Origin of the sequence: Streptomyces qaidamensis (genome assembly GCF_001611795.1) — a bacterium.
Lineage (GTDB): Bacteria > Actinomycetota > Actinomycetes > Streptomycetales > Streptomycetaceae > Streptomyces > Streptomyces qaidamensis.
The window spans coordinates 4,589,203-4,604,794 of record NZ_CP015098.1 but is presented as its reverse complement, the minus strand read 5'-3'; the positions used below and the strand labels follow the sequence as shown (position 1 = coordinate 4,604,794).

At 70.9% G+C, this 15,592-nt stretch carries 30 protein-coding genes; all 30 read left to right on the top strand.

What is annotated here, in order from left to right:
* Window positions 1-11 precede the first annotated feature (11 nt).
* The 30 genes from A4E84_RS20410 to A4E84_RS20280 all read left to right on the top strand — a co-directional run bounded on the left by A4E84_RS20410 (window position 12) and on the right by A4E84_RS20280 (window position 15,562).
* A complete protein-coding gene (locus tag A4E84_RS20410) occupies window positions 12-461 on the top strand; it encodes a WhiB family transcriptional regulator (RefSeq protein ID WP_062927963.1) in 450 nt (149 codons plus the stop codon).
* A 69-nt stretch (window positions 462-530) separates the two neighbouring features.
* Window positions 531-1,553, top strand: a complete 1,023-nt coding sequence (locus tag A4E84_RS20405) for a hypothetical protein (RefSeq protein ID WP_062927962.1) — start codon at window positions 531-533, stop codon at window positions 1,551-1,553.
* The gene (locus tag A4E84_RS20400) at window positions 1,550-2,245 is read left to right on the top strand and encodes a zinc finger domain-containing protein (protein WP_062927961.1); all 696 of its coding nucleotides are present in this window, start codon (window positions 1,550-1,552) and stop codon (window positions 2,243-2,245) included. The genes A4E84_RS20405 and A4E84_RS20400 overlap by 4 nt, the downstream gene beginning before the upstream one ends.
* Window positions 2,242-2,526, top strand: a complete 285-nt coding sequence (locus A4E84_RS20395) for a zinc finger domain-containing protein (protein ID WP_062927960.1) — start codon at window positions 2,242-2,244, stop codon at window positions 2,524-2,526. The genes A4E84_RS20400 and A4E84_RS20395 overlap by 4 nt, the downstream gene beginning before the upstream one ends.
* On the top strand, window positions 2,523-2,819 hold the full coding sequence (locus tag A4E84_RS40925) for a hypothetical protein (RefSeq protein ID WP_079129036.1): 297 nt from the start codon (window positions 2,523-2,525) through the stop codon (window positions 2,817-2,819). Before A4E84_RS20395 ends, A4E84_RS40925 begins: the two co-directional genes overlap by 4 nt.
* Entirely contained in the window at window positions 2,816-3,025 is a 210-nt protein-coding gene (locus tag A4E84_RS45790; RefSeq protein WP_031137601.1) for a DUF6011 domain-containing protein, read from the top strand. The genes A4E84_RS40925 and A4E84_RS45790 overlap by 4 nt, the downstream gene beginning before the upstream one ends.
* Before the next feature lie 2 nt (window positions 3,026-3,027).
* Complete coding sequence (locus A4E84_RS42950) at window positions 3,028-3,183, top strand: hypothetical protein (protein WP_159029597.1); 156 nt, start codon at window positions 3,028-3,030, stop codon at window positions 3,181-3,183.
* A 2-nt stretch (window positions 3,184-3,185) separates the two neighbouring features.
* Entirely contained in the window at window positions 3,186-3,701 is a 516-nt protein-coding gene (ssb, locus tag A4E84_RS20385) for a single-stranded DNA-binding protein (protein ID WP_062927959.1), read from the top strand.
* Window positions 3,702-3,823: 122 nt separating this feature from the next.
* Complete coding sequence (locus A4E84_RS20380; RefSeq protein ID WP_062927958.1) at window positions 3,824-4,009, top strand: hypothetical protein; 186 nt, start codon at window positions 3,824-3,826, stop codon at window positions 4,007-4,009.
* Window positions 4,006-4,560: a 3'-5' exoribonuclease domain-containing protein gene (locus A4E84_RS20375; RefSeq protein ID WP_062927957.1), complete on the top strand. Its 555-nt coding sequence runs from the start codon at window positions 4,006-4,008 to the stop codon at window positions 4,558-4,560. The genes A4E84_RS20380 and A4E84_RS20375 overlap by 4 nt, the downstream gene beginning before the upstream one ends.
* Before the next feature lie 64 nt (window positions 4,561-4,624).
* Window positions 4,625-5,227: a hypothetical protein gene (locus A4E84_RS20370; RefSeq protein ID WP_062927956.1), complete on the top strand. Its 603-nt coding sequence runs from the start codon at window positions 4,625-4,627 to the stop codon at window positions 5,225-5,227.
* Window positions 5,220-5,624: a hypothetical protein gene (locus A4E84_RS44610; RefSeq protein ID WP_237304962.1), complete on the top strand. Its 405-nt coding sequence runs from the start codon at window positions 5,220-5,222 to the stop codon at window positions 5,622-5,624. Before A4E84_RS20370 ends, A4E84_RS44610 begins: the two co-directional genes overlap by 8 nt.
* Window positions 5,625-5,703: 79 nt before the next feature.
* Window positions 5,704-6,636, top strand: a complete 933-nt coding sequence (locus A4E84_RS20360) for a 3'-5' exonuclease family protein (RefSeq protein ID WP_062927955.1) — start codon at window positions 5,704-5,706, stop codon at window positions 6,634-6,636.
* The gene (locus A4E84_RS20355) at window positions 6,629-6,883 is read left to right on the top strand and encodes a hypothetical protein (protein ID WP_062927954.1); all 255 of its coding nucleotides are present in this window, start codon (window positions 6,629-6,631) and stop codon (window positions 6,881-6,883) included. Before A4E84_RS20360 ends, A4E84_RS20355 begins: the two co-directional genes overlap by 8 nt.
* A 74-nt stretch (window positions 6,884-6,957) precedes the next feature.
* Window positions 6,958-7,674, top strand: a complete 717-nt coding sequence (locus A4E84_RS20350) for a hypothetical protein (RefSeq protein WP_062927953.1) — start codon at window positions 6,958-6,960, stop codon at window positions 7,672-7,674.
* Complete coding sequence (locus A4E84_RS20345) at window positions 7,671-7,901, top strand: hypothetical protein (RefSeq protein WP_062927952.1); 231 nt, start codon at window positions 7,671-7,673, stop codon at window positions 7,899-7,901. The genes A4E84_RS20350 and A4E84_RS20345 overlap by 4 nt, the downstream gene beginning before the upstream one ends.
* A 112-nt stretch (window positions 7,902-8,013) precedes the next feature.
* The gene (locus A4E84_RS20340; protein WP_062927951.1) at window positions 8,014-8,217 is read left to right on the top strand and encodes a hypothetical protein; all 204 of its coding nucleotides are present in this window, start codon (window positions 8,014-8,016) and stop codon (window positions 8,215-8,217) included.
* Window positions 8,214-8,489 carry a hypothetical protein gene (locus A4E84_RS20335; protein WP_062927950.1) on the top strand — a complete coding sequence of 92 codons (276 nt, stop codon included), beginning with the start codon at window positions 8,214-8,216 and terminating at the stop codon, window positions 8,487-8,489. Before A4E84_RS20340 ends, A4E84_RS20335 begins: the two co-directional genes overlap by 4 nt.
* Window positions 8,490-8,497: 8 nt before the next feature.
* Entirely contained in the window at window positions 8,498-8,941 is a 444-nt protein-coding gene (locus A4E84_RS20330) for a DUF6085 family protein (protein WP_062927949.1), read from the top strand.
* The gene (locus tag A4E84_RS20325) at window positions 8,938-9,402 is read left to right on the top strand and encodes a hypothetical protein (RefSeq protein ID WP_062927948.1); all 465 of its coding nucleotides are present in this window, start codon (window positions 8,938-8,940) and stop codon (window positions 9,400-9,402) included. Before A4E84_RS20330 ends, A4E84_RS20325 begins: the two co-directional genes overlap by 4 nt.
* Window positions 9,403-9,591: 189 nt before the next feature.
* Window positions 9,592-10,473, top strand: a complete 882-nt coding sequence (locus A4E84_RS20320; protein WP_062927947.1) for a hypothetical protein — start codon at window positions 9,592-9,594, stop codon at window positions 10,471-10,473.
* A 285-nt stretch (window positions 10,474-10,758) separates the two neighbouring features.
* Window positions 10,759-11,625 carry a hypothetical protein gene (locus tag A4E84_RS42305; RefSeq protein WP_062927946.1) on the top strand — a complete coding sequence of 289 codons (867 nt, stop codon included), beginning with the start codon at window positions 10,759-10,761 and terminating at the stop codon, window positions 11,623-11,625.
* Window positions 11,626-11,632: 7 nt separating this feature from the next.
* Window positions 11,633-11,788 (top strand): hypothetical protein, encoded by a 156-nt coding sequence (locus A4E84_RS43470; protein WP_167455413.1) that lies wholly within the window; start codon window positions 11,633-11,635, stop codon window positions 11,786-11,788.
* A gap of 10 nt (window positions 11,789-11,798) precedes the next feature.
* Window positions 11,799-12,305: a hypothetical protein gene (locus tag A4E84_RS20310; protein ID WP_062927945.1), complete on the top strand. Its 507-nt coding sequence runs from the start codon at window positions 11,799-11,801 to the stop codon at window positions 12,303-12,305.
* On the top strand, window positions 12,302-12,967 hold the full coding sequence (locus A4E84_RS20305; protein WP_062927944.1) for a hypothetical protein: 666 nt from the start codon (window positions 12,302-12,304) through the stop codon (window positions 12,965-12,967). The genes A4E84_RS20310 and A4E84_RS20305 overlap by 4 nt, the downstream gene beginning before the upstream one ends.
* Before the next feature lie 142 nt (window positions 12,968-13,109).
* Window positions 13,110-13,325, top strand: coding sequence for a hypothetical protein (locus A4E84_RS20300; protein WP_062927943.1), 216 nt, complete (start codon window positions 13,110-13,112; stop codon window positions 13,323-13,325).
* Between the two features lie 152 nt (window positions 13,326-13,477).
* Window positions 13,478-13,846, top strand: a complete 369-nt coding sequence (locus A4E84_RS20295) for a hypothetical protein (protein ID WP_062927942.1) — start codon at window positions 13,478-13,480, stop codon at window positions 13,844-13,846.
* Between the two features lie 151 nt (window positions 13,847-13,997).
* Window positions 13,998-14,402 carry a hypothetical protein gene (locus A4E84_RS20290; protein ID WP_062927941.1) on the top strand — a complete coding sequence of 135 codons (405 nt, stop codon included), beginning with the start codon at window positions 13,998-14,000 and terminating at the stop codon, window positions 14,400-14,402.
* Between the two features lie 132 nt (window positions 14,403-14,534).
* A complete protein-coding gene (locus A4E84_RS20285) occupies window positions 14,535-15,146 on the top strand; it encodes a DUF433 domain-containing protein (protein ID WP_062927940.1) in 612 nt (203 codons plus the stop codon).
* Window positions 15,143-15,562, top strand: a complete 420-nt coding sequence (locus A4E84_RS20280; RefSeq protein ID WP_062927939.1) for a PIN-like domain-containing protein — start codon at window positions 15,143-15,145, stop codon at window positions 15,560-15,562. Before A4E84_RS20285 ends, A4E84_RS20280 begins: the two co-directional genes overlap by 4 nt.
* Window positions 15,563-15,592: the final 30 nt, after the last annotated feature.

The window sequence follows — 15,592 nt, the reverse complement described above, 5'->3', positions numbered from 1 at the left end:
GAGGCCGAGTCATGGATCGAGAGTGGGAGCTCAAGGCCGCCTGCAAGGGCGTCGACCCGGACGTCTTCTTCAAGTCGCAGACGATCGGCCTGGCCCGGCAGACCTGCGACGGGTGCCCGGTCCGGATGGAGTGCCTGGAAGCGACCCTCGTCCGTGAGGCCGGGGTGGCGAAGGAGTTCCGTACGGGCCTGGTCGCCGGTCTGACGGGCAAGCAGCGCTGGAAGATCACCCAGCAGCGGAAGGCCGCCGCCAGGGCCACCGAGAAGCCGCCGGCGAAGAAGAAGCCTCAGCCGAAGAAGAGCACGCGCCGGTGGAACGTCGCGCCGTGCGGGACCCGGGCCGCGTATCAGCGGCACGTGCGCAAGAAGGAACCCATCGACGCGGCCTGCCGGGAGGCCAACGCCGTGGGCAAGCGCGAGCACGCCCGAACGGGCTCCACGCAGGTCCCGGCATCCGGATGAGCACCGGTGGCCCGGCGGATGAGCACGGCCGCCGGGCCACCGGCCAACACCACCCCTAGGAGACAGCACGTGGGCAGCCGCCTGTACGTCGAGGTGCTCGACTACGCACCGACGACGCTGACGCACCGCGAGAAGCTCGCGCTCTCGGTGCTGGCGGACGATGCCCGGGACTCGACAAGGGTCACCTGGTCCTCAGTGGAATCGGAGAAGATCCTCCGCCGCGCACAGGTGTCGCGCCCTCAGATCTACGAAGTGCTCAAGGCGCTGGTGAAGAAGGGCGTCCTGGAGAAGGTCGCGGCCGGCCAGAAGAACGGCACGGCGAAGTACCGGATCCTGCCGCTTCAGTGTCCGGAACTTCCGGACACTGACGACGACACCCAGAGTCCGGATTCTGCGGACGCTGATGACTCTCAGGGTCCGGGAACACCGGACCCTGGAGCAGAACCTGAGGGTCCGGAAATCACGGACACTGACCCGGCTCAGCATCCGGAATCTCCAGACATTGACGCTGAAGCCCAGTGTCCGGAAAACGCGGACACTGACGAGTCTCAGTGTCCGGAAACACCGGACGTCAGTGTCCGGGAATCCCGGACACCTACTCTCTCTCCTCTCTCTACAAGACCTCTCTCCTCTGGCGAGCACCCGTCGTCGACCGAAGGTCACGACGACGCACCAGACGAGGTCCTCGAAGGAGAGCCCGTCGACGACGCTGAGGTCGCCGACTCCGACGCCCCCGTCACCGCCCAGACGATCGTGGGCGAGTGGCTGGAGCGCTGCACCACCCGCCCGCCGTCCCGCGTCATCGGGCAGCTCTCCAAGGAGATCCGGATCCTCCTCGATGAGGACCGCATCCAGCCCGACCACATCCGCCGCGGAATCGCGCACTGGATGCAGCGAGGCCTCCACCCCTCGACGCTCGCCAGCGTCGTGAACGAGGTCATGAACTCCCAGGCGGTCCCGGCCGGTGCGACCACGCCCCGCCAGCAGCCCGCCAACTCCCTCTACGACCAGGCGACCGGCACCACCGTGTTCGACCGCGCACGTGCCCGCCTCGCCGCCCGCACCGCCGCCCAGGAAGGACAGGGCCAGTGACCCAGGACGAAGCCATCCTGCTGCTGGAGTACGTCTCCGCCGCCTGCCCCGCCCAGCGCATCGGCGAGTTCACCCCCGACGTCTGGGGCGAACTGTTCGCCCCGTACAGCCTCGACGAAGCCCGCACCGCCGTGCTCGTCGTCGCCCGCCAGCAGCCGTTCATCGCCCCGGCCGACGTCATCGCCGAGATCAAGGCCCGCCGTGCCGAGCGCATCGAGCTGGCGAACATCGTCTACGACGGCAACCCCGAGGAGACTGGCGCCGAATCGGCCGTCGCCCTCCGCGAGATCATCCGAGCGGCTGGAGACGGCCTCACGGGCCCCAGCAGCATCCGGGCCTCCCTCGGGGCTGCAGAACGCCCCGCACTGCCTCCAGGCGATGATCACGGCCCGTACAGCGGGCGTGCAGCCGCAGTGCGAGCCGCCATCGGCAAGATGCCCGCCGACCGCGACCCCACCGTCGACCCCCGCGGCCGCGCCTGCCGCCGCTGCGGAGCCGCCCCCGGCAGCAGCTGCACCACCGGCGACCGCCGCCGCCGAGACGTCCACCCCATCCGCCTCGAAGACACCCAGCGCGCCGCCGCCGGCCTGCCGCTCCTCGACCAGGACGCCTCCGAGTCCCGCATCAAGGCCGCATCCGCTGCCGCCCTGGCCCGCGGCGACAACCAGGAGCAGGAGGCCGAGGCGTCATGAGCCATTCGCCCCGCCGACGGCCGCCCTACCGGTTCCCGCAGCTGGCCGTGCAGTGCCGCTGGTGCCGTGCCCATGTCGGCGAGCTGTGCACAAACCACCGCGGCACCAAGGCCCGCCGCGCGGACACGCACGACACCCGCCTCACCGACTGGGACAGGGTCATGTCAACCCGGTGCCCTGAGCGGATCTGCCAAGCCGCCGCCGACCAGCCCTGCACCCTCACCCCCGACGTCCACACCGCCCGCATCACCGCGGCCCTCACCCCCACCACCACGCCATGAAGCAACTCGCCCCATGCCGAGACTGCCGCCGCCCCGTCCTCTGGACCACCACCGAAGCCGGGAAACGCCTCGCCGTCGACCCCGAACCCGACCCCGCCGGGAACGCAGCCGTCTGGCGCGACGGAACCGGCGCCGTACGGTCCCGCCGGCCCTCGGCCGAGCTCCCCCTCAACGGCTGGGAGCGCCTGTACATGCCGCACGTCGCCACCTGCCCCGCCCGCACCCAACAGCTCGCCCTCCCCGTCGGCGTGACCAGCCTCGCCGCCCATCGTCGAAAGAGACGACCCCGATGAAGTGCCGCTACTGCCCCCGCACCCTCCGGACGAAGGAGTCCCGCGCCCGCGGATACGGCCTGGTGTGCGGCCGGAAGCTCGGCCTTATCCCCCCGCCGGCACCACGCCGCCGCCAGCCGCCCGCGCCCGTGACGGCCGTCACGACGCCCGGCATCCACCCCGACCAGACCAGCCTCCCCATCCAGCCGACCCTCCCTCAGGAGTGACCGTGCACTACGGCGGCCACCACACCGCCCCCAGGAACACCGGCAAACGGAGCGCCGCCCTCGAAGCCGCCCAGCGCCTGGTCGCGCTCGGCCACCACGTCCACTACGTCGCCAGCAACGAAAACCGCTGCATCAGCGGCCACTGCAAGGAGAACTGACCGTGTCCCTGCCCACCATGACCGGCGTCGGCCGACTCACCGGCGACCCCGAACTCCGCTTCACCCAGGCCGGGAAGGCCGTCGCCTCCATCCCTCTCGCGTTCAACAGCCGGCGCCTCAACCAGCAGACCCAGCAGTGGGAAGACGGCGACGTCTTCTATATCCGCGGCACCGTCTGGGAGCGCCTGGCCGAGAACGCCTCCGAGACCCTCTCGAAGGGCATGGAGGTCCTCGTCTCCGGTGACCTGCGCACCGAGCGGTGGGAGAAGGACGGCCAGAAGCACGAGCGGCCGGCACTCCTCATCCGCTCCATCGCGCCCAACCTCGCGTACGCCGTCGCCCAGGTCTCCAAGGACGCCCAGAGCCAGCAGCAGAACGGCCAGGGCGGACAGCAGCGGCCCCCGCAGAACCAGCAGCGCGCCCAGGGCCAGACCCAGCGCCGGTCCGCACCCGCCCCGCAGGACGACCCCTGGGCCGTCGACCAGGCCACCGGCTACAGCGACGAACCCCCGTTCTAATGCGCACCCTCGCCGTCGCCCTCCTCGCCACAGCACTCCTCACCGGCTGCAGCGATACCCAGCGCGAACCGACCCCGACGCCACAAGCAGCCCCCACCCCACCGGACGAAGGGAGCTGACCAATGGCCGCCCTCCTCAAACTCCCCGGAGGCACCCGAGACGCCTCCGAACTCGTCGAAGCGCTCCTCGTCGCCGCAGCAGCACGCGACGACACCGCACCCGCACTCGCCGCCCGCTGGCGGAAACTCGCCGACGACATCGGCGACGGACTCGACGAACTCCCACCACCACGACAGGAAGCCGAATGAGGATCTTCTACGACACCGAGTTCATCGACGACGGCCGCACCATCGACCTCATCAGCATCGGCATGGTGGCCGAGGACGGACGCGAGCTCTACGCCGTCAGTGGCGAGTTCAACGTCCAGAAGCTCAAGGCCAACCCCTGGCTCGTCGAGAACGTCTGGTCTTCCCTCCCCACCCGACGGCACGAGGGCACGCGGTGCGCCGACTGCCGCCCGTCCGGCCCCGGACACCTCGACCTCAACCACCCCGACGTCCGGTCCCGCGCCCAGATCGCCCGGCTCGTCGCCGACTTCATCCTCACCACCCCCGACCCTCAGCTCTGGGCCTACTACTCCGCGTACGACCACGTCGCCCTCGCACAGCTCTGGGGACCCATGATCAACCTCCCGGCCGGCATCCCCATGCAGTCCGACGACATCGTCACCGCCGCCAAGCTCGCCGGACTCACCCCCCGCAACATGCCCAAGCAGGCCGACGGACACCACAACGCCCTCGCCGACGCCCGTCACAACCGCGTCATGGCCGAGTACATCGACAGCGTCACCAGTCGCTGACCTACCCGCAGAGGACAGGGGCCCACGAAGGGACCCGCCCCGGACACCACACCGGAGCATGTCCATGCCATTCAAACTCCTCCGCAGGAACCAGGAACCGGAACCGGTTCGCCCCTGGTTCGCGCGCCTGTACCCGGGCCGCCCGACGGCCGCGATGCACCCCTCCGCCGGCCGCGCGGTCGCCGAGGGATTCGCCGCCGGCATCCGCCAGACCGAAGAGCTCCGCCTCGCCCGTGAAGAGGCGGCCCGCTGGCGGCGCCACGCCGACTCCTACGACCAGGAGCGCGCCCGGGCTGTCGAGGCCCTCGCCGACGCACACCGCAACACCTACGCCGCGCACGCCGAGTCGGCGCACCTGCTCGCCTGGCTCGCCGCGCTGCACCCCGCCTCGGCCGTCATGACGCCAGCCTCCGACGAGGACCCGGGCGGCCCCCAGGTCCTGTACCTGGTGGCGGGCGGCTGGCAGATGTCCTGGACGGTCGGCCGGGAGCTGGTGCCGCTCTTCGGCCATGTGCCGGTCGTCGACCGGACCGATTCGCGGGCGCAGTGGGACGGTCACGGCACGGAGCAGAAGTACCAGCGGATCCGGCAGCACGTCCGGCTCCTGGCCCTCGCCGACGCCCCGGTGACGGGCGTCATGACGGAGCTGGAGGCGCACAGTGCCTGAGCCCCGCCTCTTCCACCTCCAGCGCGACCACGACGTGTCCGGCGTGTCCGGCACCGGCCGCGTAGCCGACGGCGTGCTCTGGCCCGACGGCACCGTGGCCATCCGCTGGCGTGGCGACCGGCCGTCGACCGTGCACTGGGACCGCCTGGTCGACGCCGAGCACGTCCACGGCCACCAGGGCGCCACCCGCATCGTCTGGGCCGACGAACGGCCCACGCCCGATCACGACGCTGTCCTCGTCGACAACCACGGCCAGCTCTGGGGCGAGTACCAGACCAGTCCGCCCTCCCACGGCGACGCGATCCTCCGCCTCGTCTGGGAGGTCGCCGAGTGCAGCTCCAAGCGGGAGCTCGAAGCCCGGGGCGTCGAGTTCCGCCACATCGGCTGGAGCCAGTAGCCGCAGTGGCCGGCCGCCCGCGCCCGAATCGCGGGCGGCCGCTTCCCCGATCACACCACACCACCGGGAGCAGAAACCCGTGACCAACATCGCCTTCGTGGACTGCGAGACCACCCACCTCGACGCCGAGATCGGCGAGGCCTGGGAGGTCGCCGTCATCCTCCGCCAGCCCAACGGCACCCGCTTCAGCGACACAGAGCACGTCTGGCAGTTCGCCATCGACCGCTCCACCGCCGACCCCGAGGCCCTGCGCATCGGCCGCTTCCACGAACGCCACCTCGTCGACCCCACATGGGGCGCCGCCTACACCGGCCCTGGCCCGGTGAGCCCGTGCAGCCGCGCCGACGCGGTCACCGCCATCGTCAGCGTGCTGTCCGGCGCTGTCCTCGTTGGCTCCAACCCTGGCTTCGATGACCGGTTCCTCCGCAAGCTCCTCGGCCCCGGCTCTGCCCAGTGGCACTACCGGCCGTACGACATCGTGCAGCTCGCCGCCGCGAAGATCGGCGCGCAGGCCGCTGGCCCGCTCCCGTGGCGACCGCACGTGCTGTCCCGCGCGGTCGGAGTCGAGCCGCCGGCCAAGGAGGCGGCGCACACCGCGCTCGGAGACGCCCGCTGGGCCCGCGACGTGTACGACGCCGCGATGGTCCAGGAGAAGTTCCCGCTGTCCTGGGAAGGCCGCGCGCGGCACGCCATCGGCCTGTACACCCAGACCGCCATCGAGCTGGAGGACACCCAGCGCGACCTCGCCGAGATGCGCCGCAGCTACGAGAGCGCGTGCGTGACCATCGCCGCCATGCACGAGGCGGCCGTCGGCGAAGTCCGCGGACCGATCCGAGGCGTCGTGGAGGACGTGGCCGACGTACGGGGCGCCGTGGAACGGGCGCGGAAGCTGGCCACCCAGTGGGCAGTCCTCCGCACCTACGGCGGCGCCGCCACGGAGCTGCGCCGCGCTCTTGACGGCCCGTCACAACCTGTCAGCGCACGCGACGACAGCGATCCAGCCGATGGCTGACCTCACCGACGCCGAACTCGACCAGCTGATCGACGCGATCGGCCTCAAGCGCCCCCGCGGTGGGAGCAAGTACAAGCCCATCGCACACGGCACCTACCGAGGTGCCCGCCAGCACCGCTACCGCAAAGAGCCGCTCTGCGATCCATGTCGGCTGGCGGAGAACGCCTACCAGGCCGGGATGAAGCAGAAGGCGCGGGAGCGCAAGCGTGCCCGAGAGCAGGCCCGAGCGGCATCGAGCACGTCGTGACCCGGTCCGGCCGCCCGCGCTCGAACCGCGGGCGGCCGCGCCCCCGACCTTCCCACACCCACCAGGAGCAGCACATGAGCCACCGGCCGACCGGGCCCGCATGCGGCAACAACCCGAACCACCCACTGACGGACGGCGACCGCCAGGCCGTCGCCGATTTCAAGGCGTACCTCGCCGAGCGGGCCGCGCTCCGTGACCGCATCGCCGAGGCGCTGCGCGAGACCGACGCCTACGCCCAGCTCGAAAGCCGAGACGACCGCGAGCGGTTCGCCGACGCGGTGCTGGCCGTGCTGCCGCCGCCCGCCGACCGGGCGGCCGTCCTATCCGAGGCCGAGGCCGAGGCGGAACGTCAACTGGCGACGGTCCAGCGTGTTCGCCACGTCCTGGAAACGGAGCCCGTCCTGAACCGCACCGCCCTGGAGTACCGCGGGCTGATCGTCTCCGCCCTCATGGCCGACGAGGCGCAGCCCACCCCACCGGAAACAGCACCGCCCGCACCCGCGACGGAGCTCTGGAGGGGTGCCACCGAGCTGGCGACCGATCGCGAGATCGCTGCACGCGCAGCGACCGGGCTGGTCGGCTACCGGCAGGGCCGAGGCACCCTGCTGCACTGCCTCGCCCACAAACCCGCCCCGGCCAGCAGGTGGGCCGACTTCCACGAGGTCACGGCGGACGACCTGGACGACGGCGGGATCTGCGTGCACCCGCGCTGCGGGCGGGACCTGCTCGCCCCCTGGGCCACCGCCGAGGCGCAGCAGAACGGGGCGCAGCAGAACGGGGCGCAGCAGTGATCGCCGAGGCCTTCGACACCCTCATCACCCTCGGCTGGGGACTCGCCGCCTGGATCGTGCTCCTCGCCCTGGCCGCGACCCTCGCCCTGTACGCCGTGCTCGCCAGCGTCTGGTGGAGCCTGCGTGCCCTGTGGCGAGGCCTCGGCCGGCCGACCTGGTCCCGCAACCGGCTCCGCGCACGCCTGTACGCCCGCCGCACCCGGCACGACTACGAGGAAGCCGCGTGATCGGCCACATCCTCGGCGGCGCCATCGCCGGCGCCTGTCTCATCTCCGCTGCCCTGCTCGGCCTCGGCCGGGCAGGGCGCGCCCTCCGCAACCTCACCCGAAGGAACAGCCAGTGACACACCGATCCGACGCCGAAGGCAGCATCCACTCGGCCCGCGACACGCTCGCCGAGCTCGATGGCCGACGCACGCCCACGGACCTGGCCATCGCCAACGCCGCCCGGGCGCAGGCCATCGCGACCGCAGCCGTGGCGCAGGCGCTCCTCGCGATCAACGACACCCTCGCCTCCGCACAAGCCGACGGCAGCCCGTCATGACCGCCGACGCATACGCCCCCGCCCTCCTCGCCCTCACCTTCGGCATCGCCATCGGCTGGTGCTGGGGCCACGCCACCGCCCGCATCCGTCACGTCCCCGTCGGCGCCACCGAGGACCAGGACGACGCCGTGCTGTGGGCCCACGACCGGGCCCGGGCCGAGGACCTCCTGGCCCAGCTCGGCCATCCCGACGTCGACAGCGACGACGCCGAGTCCCCCTTCGGCTGGCGCGACCTGCCCAAGCCCAACCACACGGTCCAGAACAAGGAGTGACCCATCCCATGATCCGCGTAGCCGGCCGGTGCCCTGGCTGCCACGGCACCAGCCTCTTCCTCGGCGAGGGCGCTCACGTCACCTGCTCTCGCCTCGAATGCCCCAACCCGACGGCCGTCGACGAACTCCTGCACGGTGAAGCGCAGGATTCGACGTCGGCTGGAGGAGCCGAGCCCGACAGCTACGACGACGGACGCCCCGAGCCTCCGTCCGACGAGGAGCTCAACTCGCCCCTGCCCGTCCGGCCCGACCCGCGACAGCCCGCCTACGACGCGGTCTACGAGTACATCCGTGGTCTCGGCGACTATCTGCCCCCGGACCGTGTGCACCGCAACGCTGTCATCTGGCGCGCGGTCCAGGGGGCGCTGGACGCCGCCCATGTCGGGCGCTGCGTGTCCTCGCATTGCGTCGAGGGCGACCACATGGTGTTCGTAGAGGAGCAGCAGCTGTGAAGGCGACCCGCCTGGAGATCCTCGGCGACGACGGCGAGTGGCACGAGGTGCCCGGCATCGCCTCCATCGAGCTGCACGAGGAACAACCCGAACCCACCTCAGCCGAACTCCACGCCCGGCTCGCCGCCCGCGAGATCCTCACCCGCCGCCTCGTCGAGCGACACGGCCTGACCCGCCTCACCGCCCGCCGGGCCGTCCTCGCGGTCGAGCAGGGCCAGGACACTCCGCACGCCGCGCTCGTCCGCGCCGAAGCGCGCGAGGTCATGCGGCCCGTTCACGAAGCCTTCGAGCGGTTGCGGGAGCAGCTGCGCCCCACCTTCGAGGCCTACGGCCGGATGCTGCGCGCGTTCACCGAGAACCTCAGCCGGTCGGCGCTGAGCGAGCACCAGGAGCGCCGCCCCGTCCGTCGGCCGGACCGGCCCGCCTGGCAGTCCCCGTACGGACCGCCGAGGAGGCGCTGACGATGAGCGACAACACCGTGGCCGCAATCGTCGTCATCTGCGTCACCGCGATCATCATCGCCCGCATCTGGGCCTCCACGAAACGCAAGTACCCACGCTGAGCATGCGGAAGGGGCGCGCTTCACGTCTCGCCAGACCAGCGCGCCCCCCGGCAGTGATCACCGTAACCCAGCCACCCCAGGAGTCACGATGACCACCGCCACCACCCCGCCGCCCGTCTGCGGCGCCTGCAACCACCACCGCGACAACCACGACACCCGCAAAGCCCACTGCACCACCTGCGCGGCCGACTGCGCGTACCGGCCGCCCCGCGCCCTCCCCTGCGGCCACTGCTACGAAGAGCGCGGCCAGCAAATCCACCCCCCCCCCGAGTGCCCCGTCGGCCACCTGGAGACCGTCATCGACCGCTGGCCCGCCCTCCAGGAACGCGCCGGCACCCGACCCGCCACCAGCTGGCCCCCGGCCATGGGCATCAGCCGACTCATTTCCGACGAGGAGCGCCAGGAGCTCGCCGAGGAGCGAGCCGACACCAACCCCGACGCGCCCGGGCCACGGCCGGCACCCGTCGACGTCGACGTCCTGGACGTCATGACGACCGTCGAGACGGGACTCGTCACGGCCGCGGACTGGCTCGCCTCCCGCATCCAGCGCGAGCCCGTCACGGCCCCGGCCGGGAAGGGCTGGGGCGACGAGGCACACAAGGCCGCCGTCCTCCTGGCCGCCAAGGACACCGCGGACCCGGCCCGCTGGCGATTCACCGGGCAACGCACCACTCCGGTGGCCGCGGCCTGGCTCGCCGCCCGGCTCGCCCACCGGCCCGGCCCGTGCCGGACGCTCGACGACGGCGAGCGCGGAGCCATCGTCGAAGTCGCCCGCATGGCCAGCGAACTCGTGCGGCGCGCCCTCGGTGACGCCCGCCGGGTCGAGGACGTACCGCACCCGTGCCCTCAGCCGTGCGGCGGCCAGCTGGTCGTCGAAGGCGGAGACGGGACACCCCCGGTCGTGCGCTGCACGAGCCCGGGCTGCGGCCGCACATGGACGGAGTCGGAGGCGCCGAGTGACGCCGCATGACGGGACCTCACAGCAACAGCGGTGCGACGTCCCCTTGCCCGACCACTCTTCGGGCAACGCGCGTCTGTACCCCTGCGGCTGGCGCTGCGACACGCACGCGCCACGCCCTCGTGACGCCCGTCAGCCCGGCCCGTCGTTGAACCCGTAGCACCACCCGCGCACCACGCGGTACCGTCATGGACGGCAGATGCCCCCCGTAGGGCGTCACCCTCCAGAAACAGTGCGAGCCCCGGCAAGGAGACTGCAACTCCCGCCGAGGCTCTGACCACAGGAGAGTGACCTCCTATGGCTGAGCTGCACCCTAGTGCGCCCATCGCCACCTACGACACCCCGACCCCCCGATGGGTCTCCCTCCTCACCGACTTCGGCCGACCCGTCGTCGCCGCCTGGGTCATGATCATGTGCGCCCCCGGTGAGCACCACCTCGGCAAGCTCGCCGGATGGAACGACACCCTCGCTTGGGGCATGGCCGGAGTCCTCGCCGCCTACGCCGGCATCGCGGCCGCCGTCGCCACCAAGCGCCCCAAGGGAGCACCCGGCAAGTTCTCCGCCGTCGCCGGCGCCTGGCTCTCCCTCGCCGCGGCCATGTCCGCGCAGCCCGTCAGCCACATGTTCGTGACCGGGCACTGGACCGCTGAACCGCGCCCGCCCGTGTGGCTGGTCGTCACCGTCTCGTGCATCCCGCCGCTGGTGCTGGGACACCTGCTGCACCTCGCCGCCACGCCCGTGCGTGGGAAGGCCGTGACGCCCGTCGTCACCCAGGAGCAGCAGGAGACGGCCCCCGTCACGCCGCCGCCCGCGACCGCCGAGCAGCCCGCGAAGGCGACACCTCCCGCGGCCGCGCCCCGGCACCCGGTCGTGCCCGCAGGCGCGCGACTCCTGCCGATCACCACCCGGCCCATCGCCCAGACCTCACCCCCGCCGCACACCAGCGCGCCGATCACGTACGACGATCCCCGGTGCGAAGCCATCCGCCCGCTGTACGACACCGGCCTCCGCCCAGGCACCAAGGCCATGCGCGCCGCGATCATCGACGCGGGGTTCACCGACTGCTCCGACGGCATCATCCGCGGCACCCTCCGCGCCGAGATCGAGCGGCACGAACCGCACCTGGCGCAACTGCCGCCGGCCCCCGTCGCCTTCAGCGCCTGACCGCACCATGCTCGCCGTCCTGTTCGGCGCGTTCTGTGCTGCGTGCGCGCTGCTCGCGTTCGTCGGTCTGGCCCTGGTGGTCCCTCGCGACGTCCCCAAGATCAGCGGGACGTGCGCCTTCATCTGCACCCTCGCCGCGCTCGCCGTGGCCATCGTCCGCTGAAGGACACCCCATGCCGTACATGACCATCAACCTCGGTGGCGTCGCCGTCGGTGTCGCCGTCATCCTGTGGTTCCTCGTTCGCTGGTGGTTCGCCGAGGAGCACCGCTGGACAGCCCTCGTCCCCTTCGTTCTCGCCCTGCTGTACGGCATGGTCGCCGCCCTGGCCGCCTACGGCTCCGCCTCCGCGCTCGGCTGGGCGGTCTGGCTCAACCTCTGGGCCGCCAACGTCGGCGGCTACGCAGGGCTCGTCTGGGGCGTCGGCGGCACCGCGCCCGACGTCACACGCGCGGGGCAGCTCGCCCTCACCCCCGGCGGGTACGTCATCGTCCTGCTGCTGACCGTGGTCCTGGTCGCCCTGTGCAAATTCGCCAAGCGCATCCCCACCGGGAAGATCGCTGCTGGGGCCTTCGCAGGAATCGCGGTCGCCTTGTCCGGGAACGTGGCCGGCGTCGCCTCAATCCCCCTCGGCTCGGCCGTCAACTTCCTCGGAAGCGGCTTCAACGGGGCGTTCGGATGAGCACCGCACAGCCCGAGCCGCAGGCCTCGGAGGCGGGGGAGCAGCCCACGAAGGAGGCCGTCGAGCCGGGGGAGCGGGCCGAGAGGATCGCGCGCCTGGTGTTGACGCTCGTGGCCGGCCTCGCGCTGTGGGGTGTGCTCGCCGCCTTCCCGTACGTGGCATACGTCGTGGTCGGCGTCCTCGCCACCCTTGGATGGCAGCGGTCCCGAGCAGCGCTCCGAGGGCGGCGCAGCAGCGAGGGGGAGACGGCCGAGGATGCTCCGCCGCCGGACGTCGGGGCAGCACTGCGCCGCCTCGTCGGCGACGACAACGGCGTCCTCCTCACCCGCCTGCGCGACGACCTGAAGCTCCCCGACACGAGAGCCGTTAAGGCACTCCTGAAGGCCGAGGGAATCCCGTGGAAGGCCGGTCGCACGCGAGAGGGGAACGGGCCGTCCGTACGCCGGGAGGCCATCCCGCCCGCGCCCTCTCCCCCTGCTGCCGCACCCCATGGTGACGGTTGTTGTTGCAGGTCAGGCGACAACGCCAACAGCAACAACGCGCCGGAGGGCGAGCCCCGAGAGGGGTTCCGTGTAGTGCGCATCGGCACCGATGGGCGGATCGTCTACGACCTCTCCGACACTCACCTGCACCACCCCGTCGACGGACGAGGGAGGGGGTGATCGCGATGATCCGACGCCTCCTCAGCGCCGTGCTCGGCTACGACTTTCCGCCGCTGGACTACTGCCCCCGCCACGGTGGCCACTACCCGCCGAGTCACTTCCCCTGCGACTGACCACCCCACCCCGAGAGAGGATGAACACCATGAGCGAGCGTGTGAAGGTCAAGGTGCTGCTGTTGTTCGGCGACGACGCCGAGATCGTGGCCGATGTGCCGGCGGATGAGCGTGATGAGCCTGCCCGCTACCCGGCGGCGGACATCGCTGCGGCTGTCGGTCTGACCCTGGAGCAGTTGCCCGGGAAGTCCCTGACGGCCGTTGTTGGTCCGGATGATCGCCTGTCGGGTTGGCGTCTGGCCTAGCGCCTGGTCACGGCCTCGGTCTGCGTGCTGGATCGGGGCCATTTCCCGCCCCAGAAGTGTTGCCTTTCAGTGCACCACTGTGCCACAATAGACACGTAAGCGGGAACGGGCCGCCAACCCGGACCCACCACCCACAGGTCGAAAGGACCGAAATGGCCGACGAACACGACAAGAGCATCGAGCAGCTGGCGATGGATCTCGCCGTCAGCTACGCCGAGATCGCCACCGCCCTGGGCCACCTGCCCATCCCGATCAGGCTCCCCGAAGGCCTGGTCCAGCCCAAGGAGGCTGTCGAGGGCATGATCCGCGCGCTGGAACTCATGGACTCCGAGCCGGTCCCCGAGGGCGTGCGGCTCGACTTCCAGGTGGCTTGCACCTCCTGGCTCAACACGGAGGACCTCTTCCGCCTGGAGGTCGTCAAGCCCCGGCCCTACCGGATCGCCGGAGCGGTGCTCTGCCTCCTGACCGCCTCCGAGGCGATCATCCAGGCGATGGAGTGGCTGGTCGAGAACCAGGAGTAACCGAACACAACGCCCCCGGCAGCCAGCCGGGGGCGACCCCATTACAAGATCCGAAATGACGTGACCGGCAGGCCCGAGCCGAAGCCCAGACACCCCGAAGGGTGCTCGCCAAAACCTGCCGGTCCCACCCAGCCGAAAGGCCGGTAACACCATGGTAAAACCCCCCGCCGAGGGCGAGACCCTCCGCGAGATCGCCGCCCGCCACGGCCGCGCCTACAACACCCTCCGCAACCAATGGTCCCGACACCCCGCCTGGCCCGACCCACTCCCCGAGAAGCGCGGCCGCTCGTACGTCTACGACCCCACCGCCGTCGACCGCGTCATCGCCCAGCACTTCGCCCGCGACGCCGCCGAGCTGGAGCCCCGCCGCCTCTACACCGCCCGCGAGATCGAGACCCTGACGGGCGTCACGGCGGGCACGATCCGCGCCGACGTCACCCGGGGCCGCTGGCCGACCCCCGACGACACGGCCCAGCGCGCGAACCGCTGGTACGGCGAGACCGTCACGACGGCCCTGACGGCCCGTCGCGGATACCGGCGCAGCGCGGAAGGATGACTCAGCTGCCCGACCGGCTGCAGTTCCTCGGCCGCTCAGATGTACGAGGACGCAGAGTCCCCTCCGGCGCCGATGCGGACTCGACGGGATCAAGGAAAATCTGGCAAAGTCAACTTAGAAGGAGGTGACACCATGGGATTCCCTGTGGACCTGACGGCTGCGCTGACCGGCGCGTCGGTCTGGCAGCTAGCCAGTTGGCGCAAGGACCTTTTGCAGCCTGAAGTGCAGAGCAACCCCGTGTTGTACTCCTTCCGCGATCTCGTCGCGCTGCGAATGTTCGTCCGTCTGCGCGCCGAGGTCCCCCTACAGCGCATCAGGAAAGCCGTGAACACGATGCGGGACTGGGACCTCACACAGCACCCCTCCCGCTACACGCTTCTCACTGACGGCGACACAGTGTTCCTCAAGGAACACGACCGCGCGATCGACCTCGTCCGACGCCCAGGCCAGGAAGTCCTTCTCAGCATCGAGGACGCCTTCGCCGCCTTCACCAACCTGCAGGGGCGAGGGGTCGTCGACTTCCGTCGCCCTCGGCCGAACGTAGAGGTTGAGCAGCAGCGGCTTGGCGGCTGGCCAACCGTCGCCGGCACCCGAGTCGCCTATGACACCATCGCCAAGCTCGTCGAGGGCGGCATCCCTCCCGGCGACATCGAACGCTTCTACCCAACCGTCACCCAGGCAGCAGCCGCAGACGCGGCAGACTTCCACGCGGAAGTGATTCAGCTCCGCAGGACGGCAGCGTGAAGTTCTTCCTGGACGAGAACGAATCCCCAGCAGTCCTAGCGCCCCTGCGCACAGTCTTCTACCGTCACGAGTTCACGTCGGCGCACGATGAAGGACTCCGAGGCACGCTCGATCCCGACCTCATCCGGGAAGTCAAAGACCGCGGCTTCGACGCCATCATGACGCAGGACCGCAACCAACTCTCCAACCGCGACGAACGAGCGGCATACATAGAGACTGGTCTTCACTGGATCGGCCATCGTGAGCCTGACGCCGCTGGGCTGCAACTCATCGCGGCCACAGCCTCCGCGTACCTAGCTGCGATGCCTCACATCCTTGACGCGCTATCCGAAGTGACCGGCGCCCACTCTTTCCGCGTGGTGAACTTCCCCCAGCAGGTCGGGCAGCGAGTGAAGATCAACCCGTTGAGCCTGTAGGCCTGCCCAGCGGACGCCTCCTGCGCCCTT

What these genes read in the sequence shown, in the direction of transcription:
- A4E84_RS20410 (WP_062927963.1), top strand. Translation starts at nt 12, where the DNA reads ATGGATCGAGAGTGGGAGCTCAAGGCCGCCTGCAAGGGCGTCGACCCG.
- A4E84_RS20395 (WP_062927960.1), top strand. Translation starts at nt 2,242, where the DNA reads ATGAGCCATTCGCCCCGCCGACGGCCGCCCTACCGGTTCCCGCAGCTG.
- A4E84_RS40925 (WP_079129036.1), top strand. Translation starts at nt 2,523, where the DNA reads ATGAAGCAACTCGCCCCATGCCGAGACTGCCGCCGCCCCGTCCTCTGG.
- A4E84_RS45790 (WP_031137601.1), top strand. Translation starts at nt 2,816, where the DNA reads ATGAAGTGCCGCTACTGCCCCCGCACCCTCCGGACGAAGGAGTCCCGC.
- A4E84_RS20380 (WP_062927958.1), top strand. Translation starts at nt 3,824, where the DNA reads ATGGCCGCCCTCCTCAAACTCCCCGGAGGCACCCGAGACGCCTCCGAA.
- A4E84_RS20375 (WP_062927957.1), top strand. Translation starts at nt 4,006, where the DNA reads ATGAGGATCTTCTACGACACCGAGTTCATCGACGACGGCCGCACCATC.
- A4E84_RS20370 (WP_062927956.1), top strand. Translation starts at nt 4,625, where the DNA reads ATGCCATTCAAACTCCTCCGCAGGAACCAGGAACCGGAACCGGTTCGC.
- A4E84_RS20355 (WP_062927954.1), top strand. Translation starts at nt 6,629, where the DNA reads ATGGCTGACCTCACCGACGCCGAACTCGACCAGCTGATCGACGCGATC.
- A4E84_RS20350 (WP_062927953.1), top strand. Translation starts at nt 6,958, where the DNA reads ATGAGCCACCGGCCGACCGGGCCCGCATGCGGCAACAACCCGAACCAC.
- A4E84_RS20335 (WP_062927950.1), top strand. Translation starts at nt 8,214, where the DNA reads ATGACCGCCGACGCATACGCCCCCGCCCTCCTCGCCCTCACCTTCGGC.
- A4E84_RS20330 (WP_062927949.1), top strand. Translation starts at nt 8,498, where the DNA reads ATGATCCGCGTAGCCGGCCGGTGCCCTGGCTGCCACGGCACCAGCCTC.
- A4E84_RS20320 (WP_062927947.1), top strand. Translation starts at nt 9,592, where the DNA reads ATGACCACCGCCACCACCCCGCCGCCCGTCTGCGGCGCCTGCAACCAC.
- A4E84_RS42305 (WP_062927946.1), top strand. Translation starts at nt 10,759, where the DNA reads ATGGCTGAGCTGCACCCTAGTGCGCCCATCGCCACCTACGACACCCCG.
- A4E84_RS43470 (WP_167455413.1), top strand. Translation starts at nt 11,633, where the DNA reads ATGCTCGCCGTCCTGTTCGGCGCGTTCTGTGCTGCGTGCGCGCTGCTC.
- A4E84_RS20310 (WP_062927945.1), top strand. Translation starts at nt 11,799, where the DNA reads ATGCCGTACATGACCATCAACCTCGGTGGCGTCGCCGTCGGTGTCGCC.
- A4E84_RS20305 (WP_062927944.1), top strand. Translation starts at nt 12,302, where the DNA reads ATGAGCACCGCACAGCCCGAGCCGCAGGCCTCGGAGGCGGGGGAGCAG.
- A4E84_RS20300 (WP_062927943.1), top strand. Translation starts at nt 13,110, where the DNA reads ATGAGCGAGCGTGTGAAGGTCAAGGTGCTGCTGTTGTTCGGCGACGAC.
- A4E84_RS20295 (WP_062927942.1), top strand. Translation starts at nt 13,478, where the DNA reads ATGGCCGACGAACACGACAAGAGCATCGAGCAGCTGGCGATGGATCTC.
- A4E84_RS20290 (WP_062927941.1), top strand. Translation starts at nt 13,998, where the DNA reads ATGGTAAAACCCCCCGCCGAGGGCGAGACCCTCCGCGAGATCGCCGCC.
- A4E84_RS20285 (WP_062927940.1), top strand. Translation starts at nt 14,535, where the DNA reads ATGGGATTCCCTGTGGACCTGACGGCTGCGCTGACCGGCGCGTCGGTC.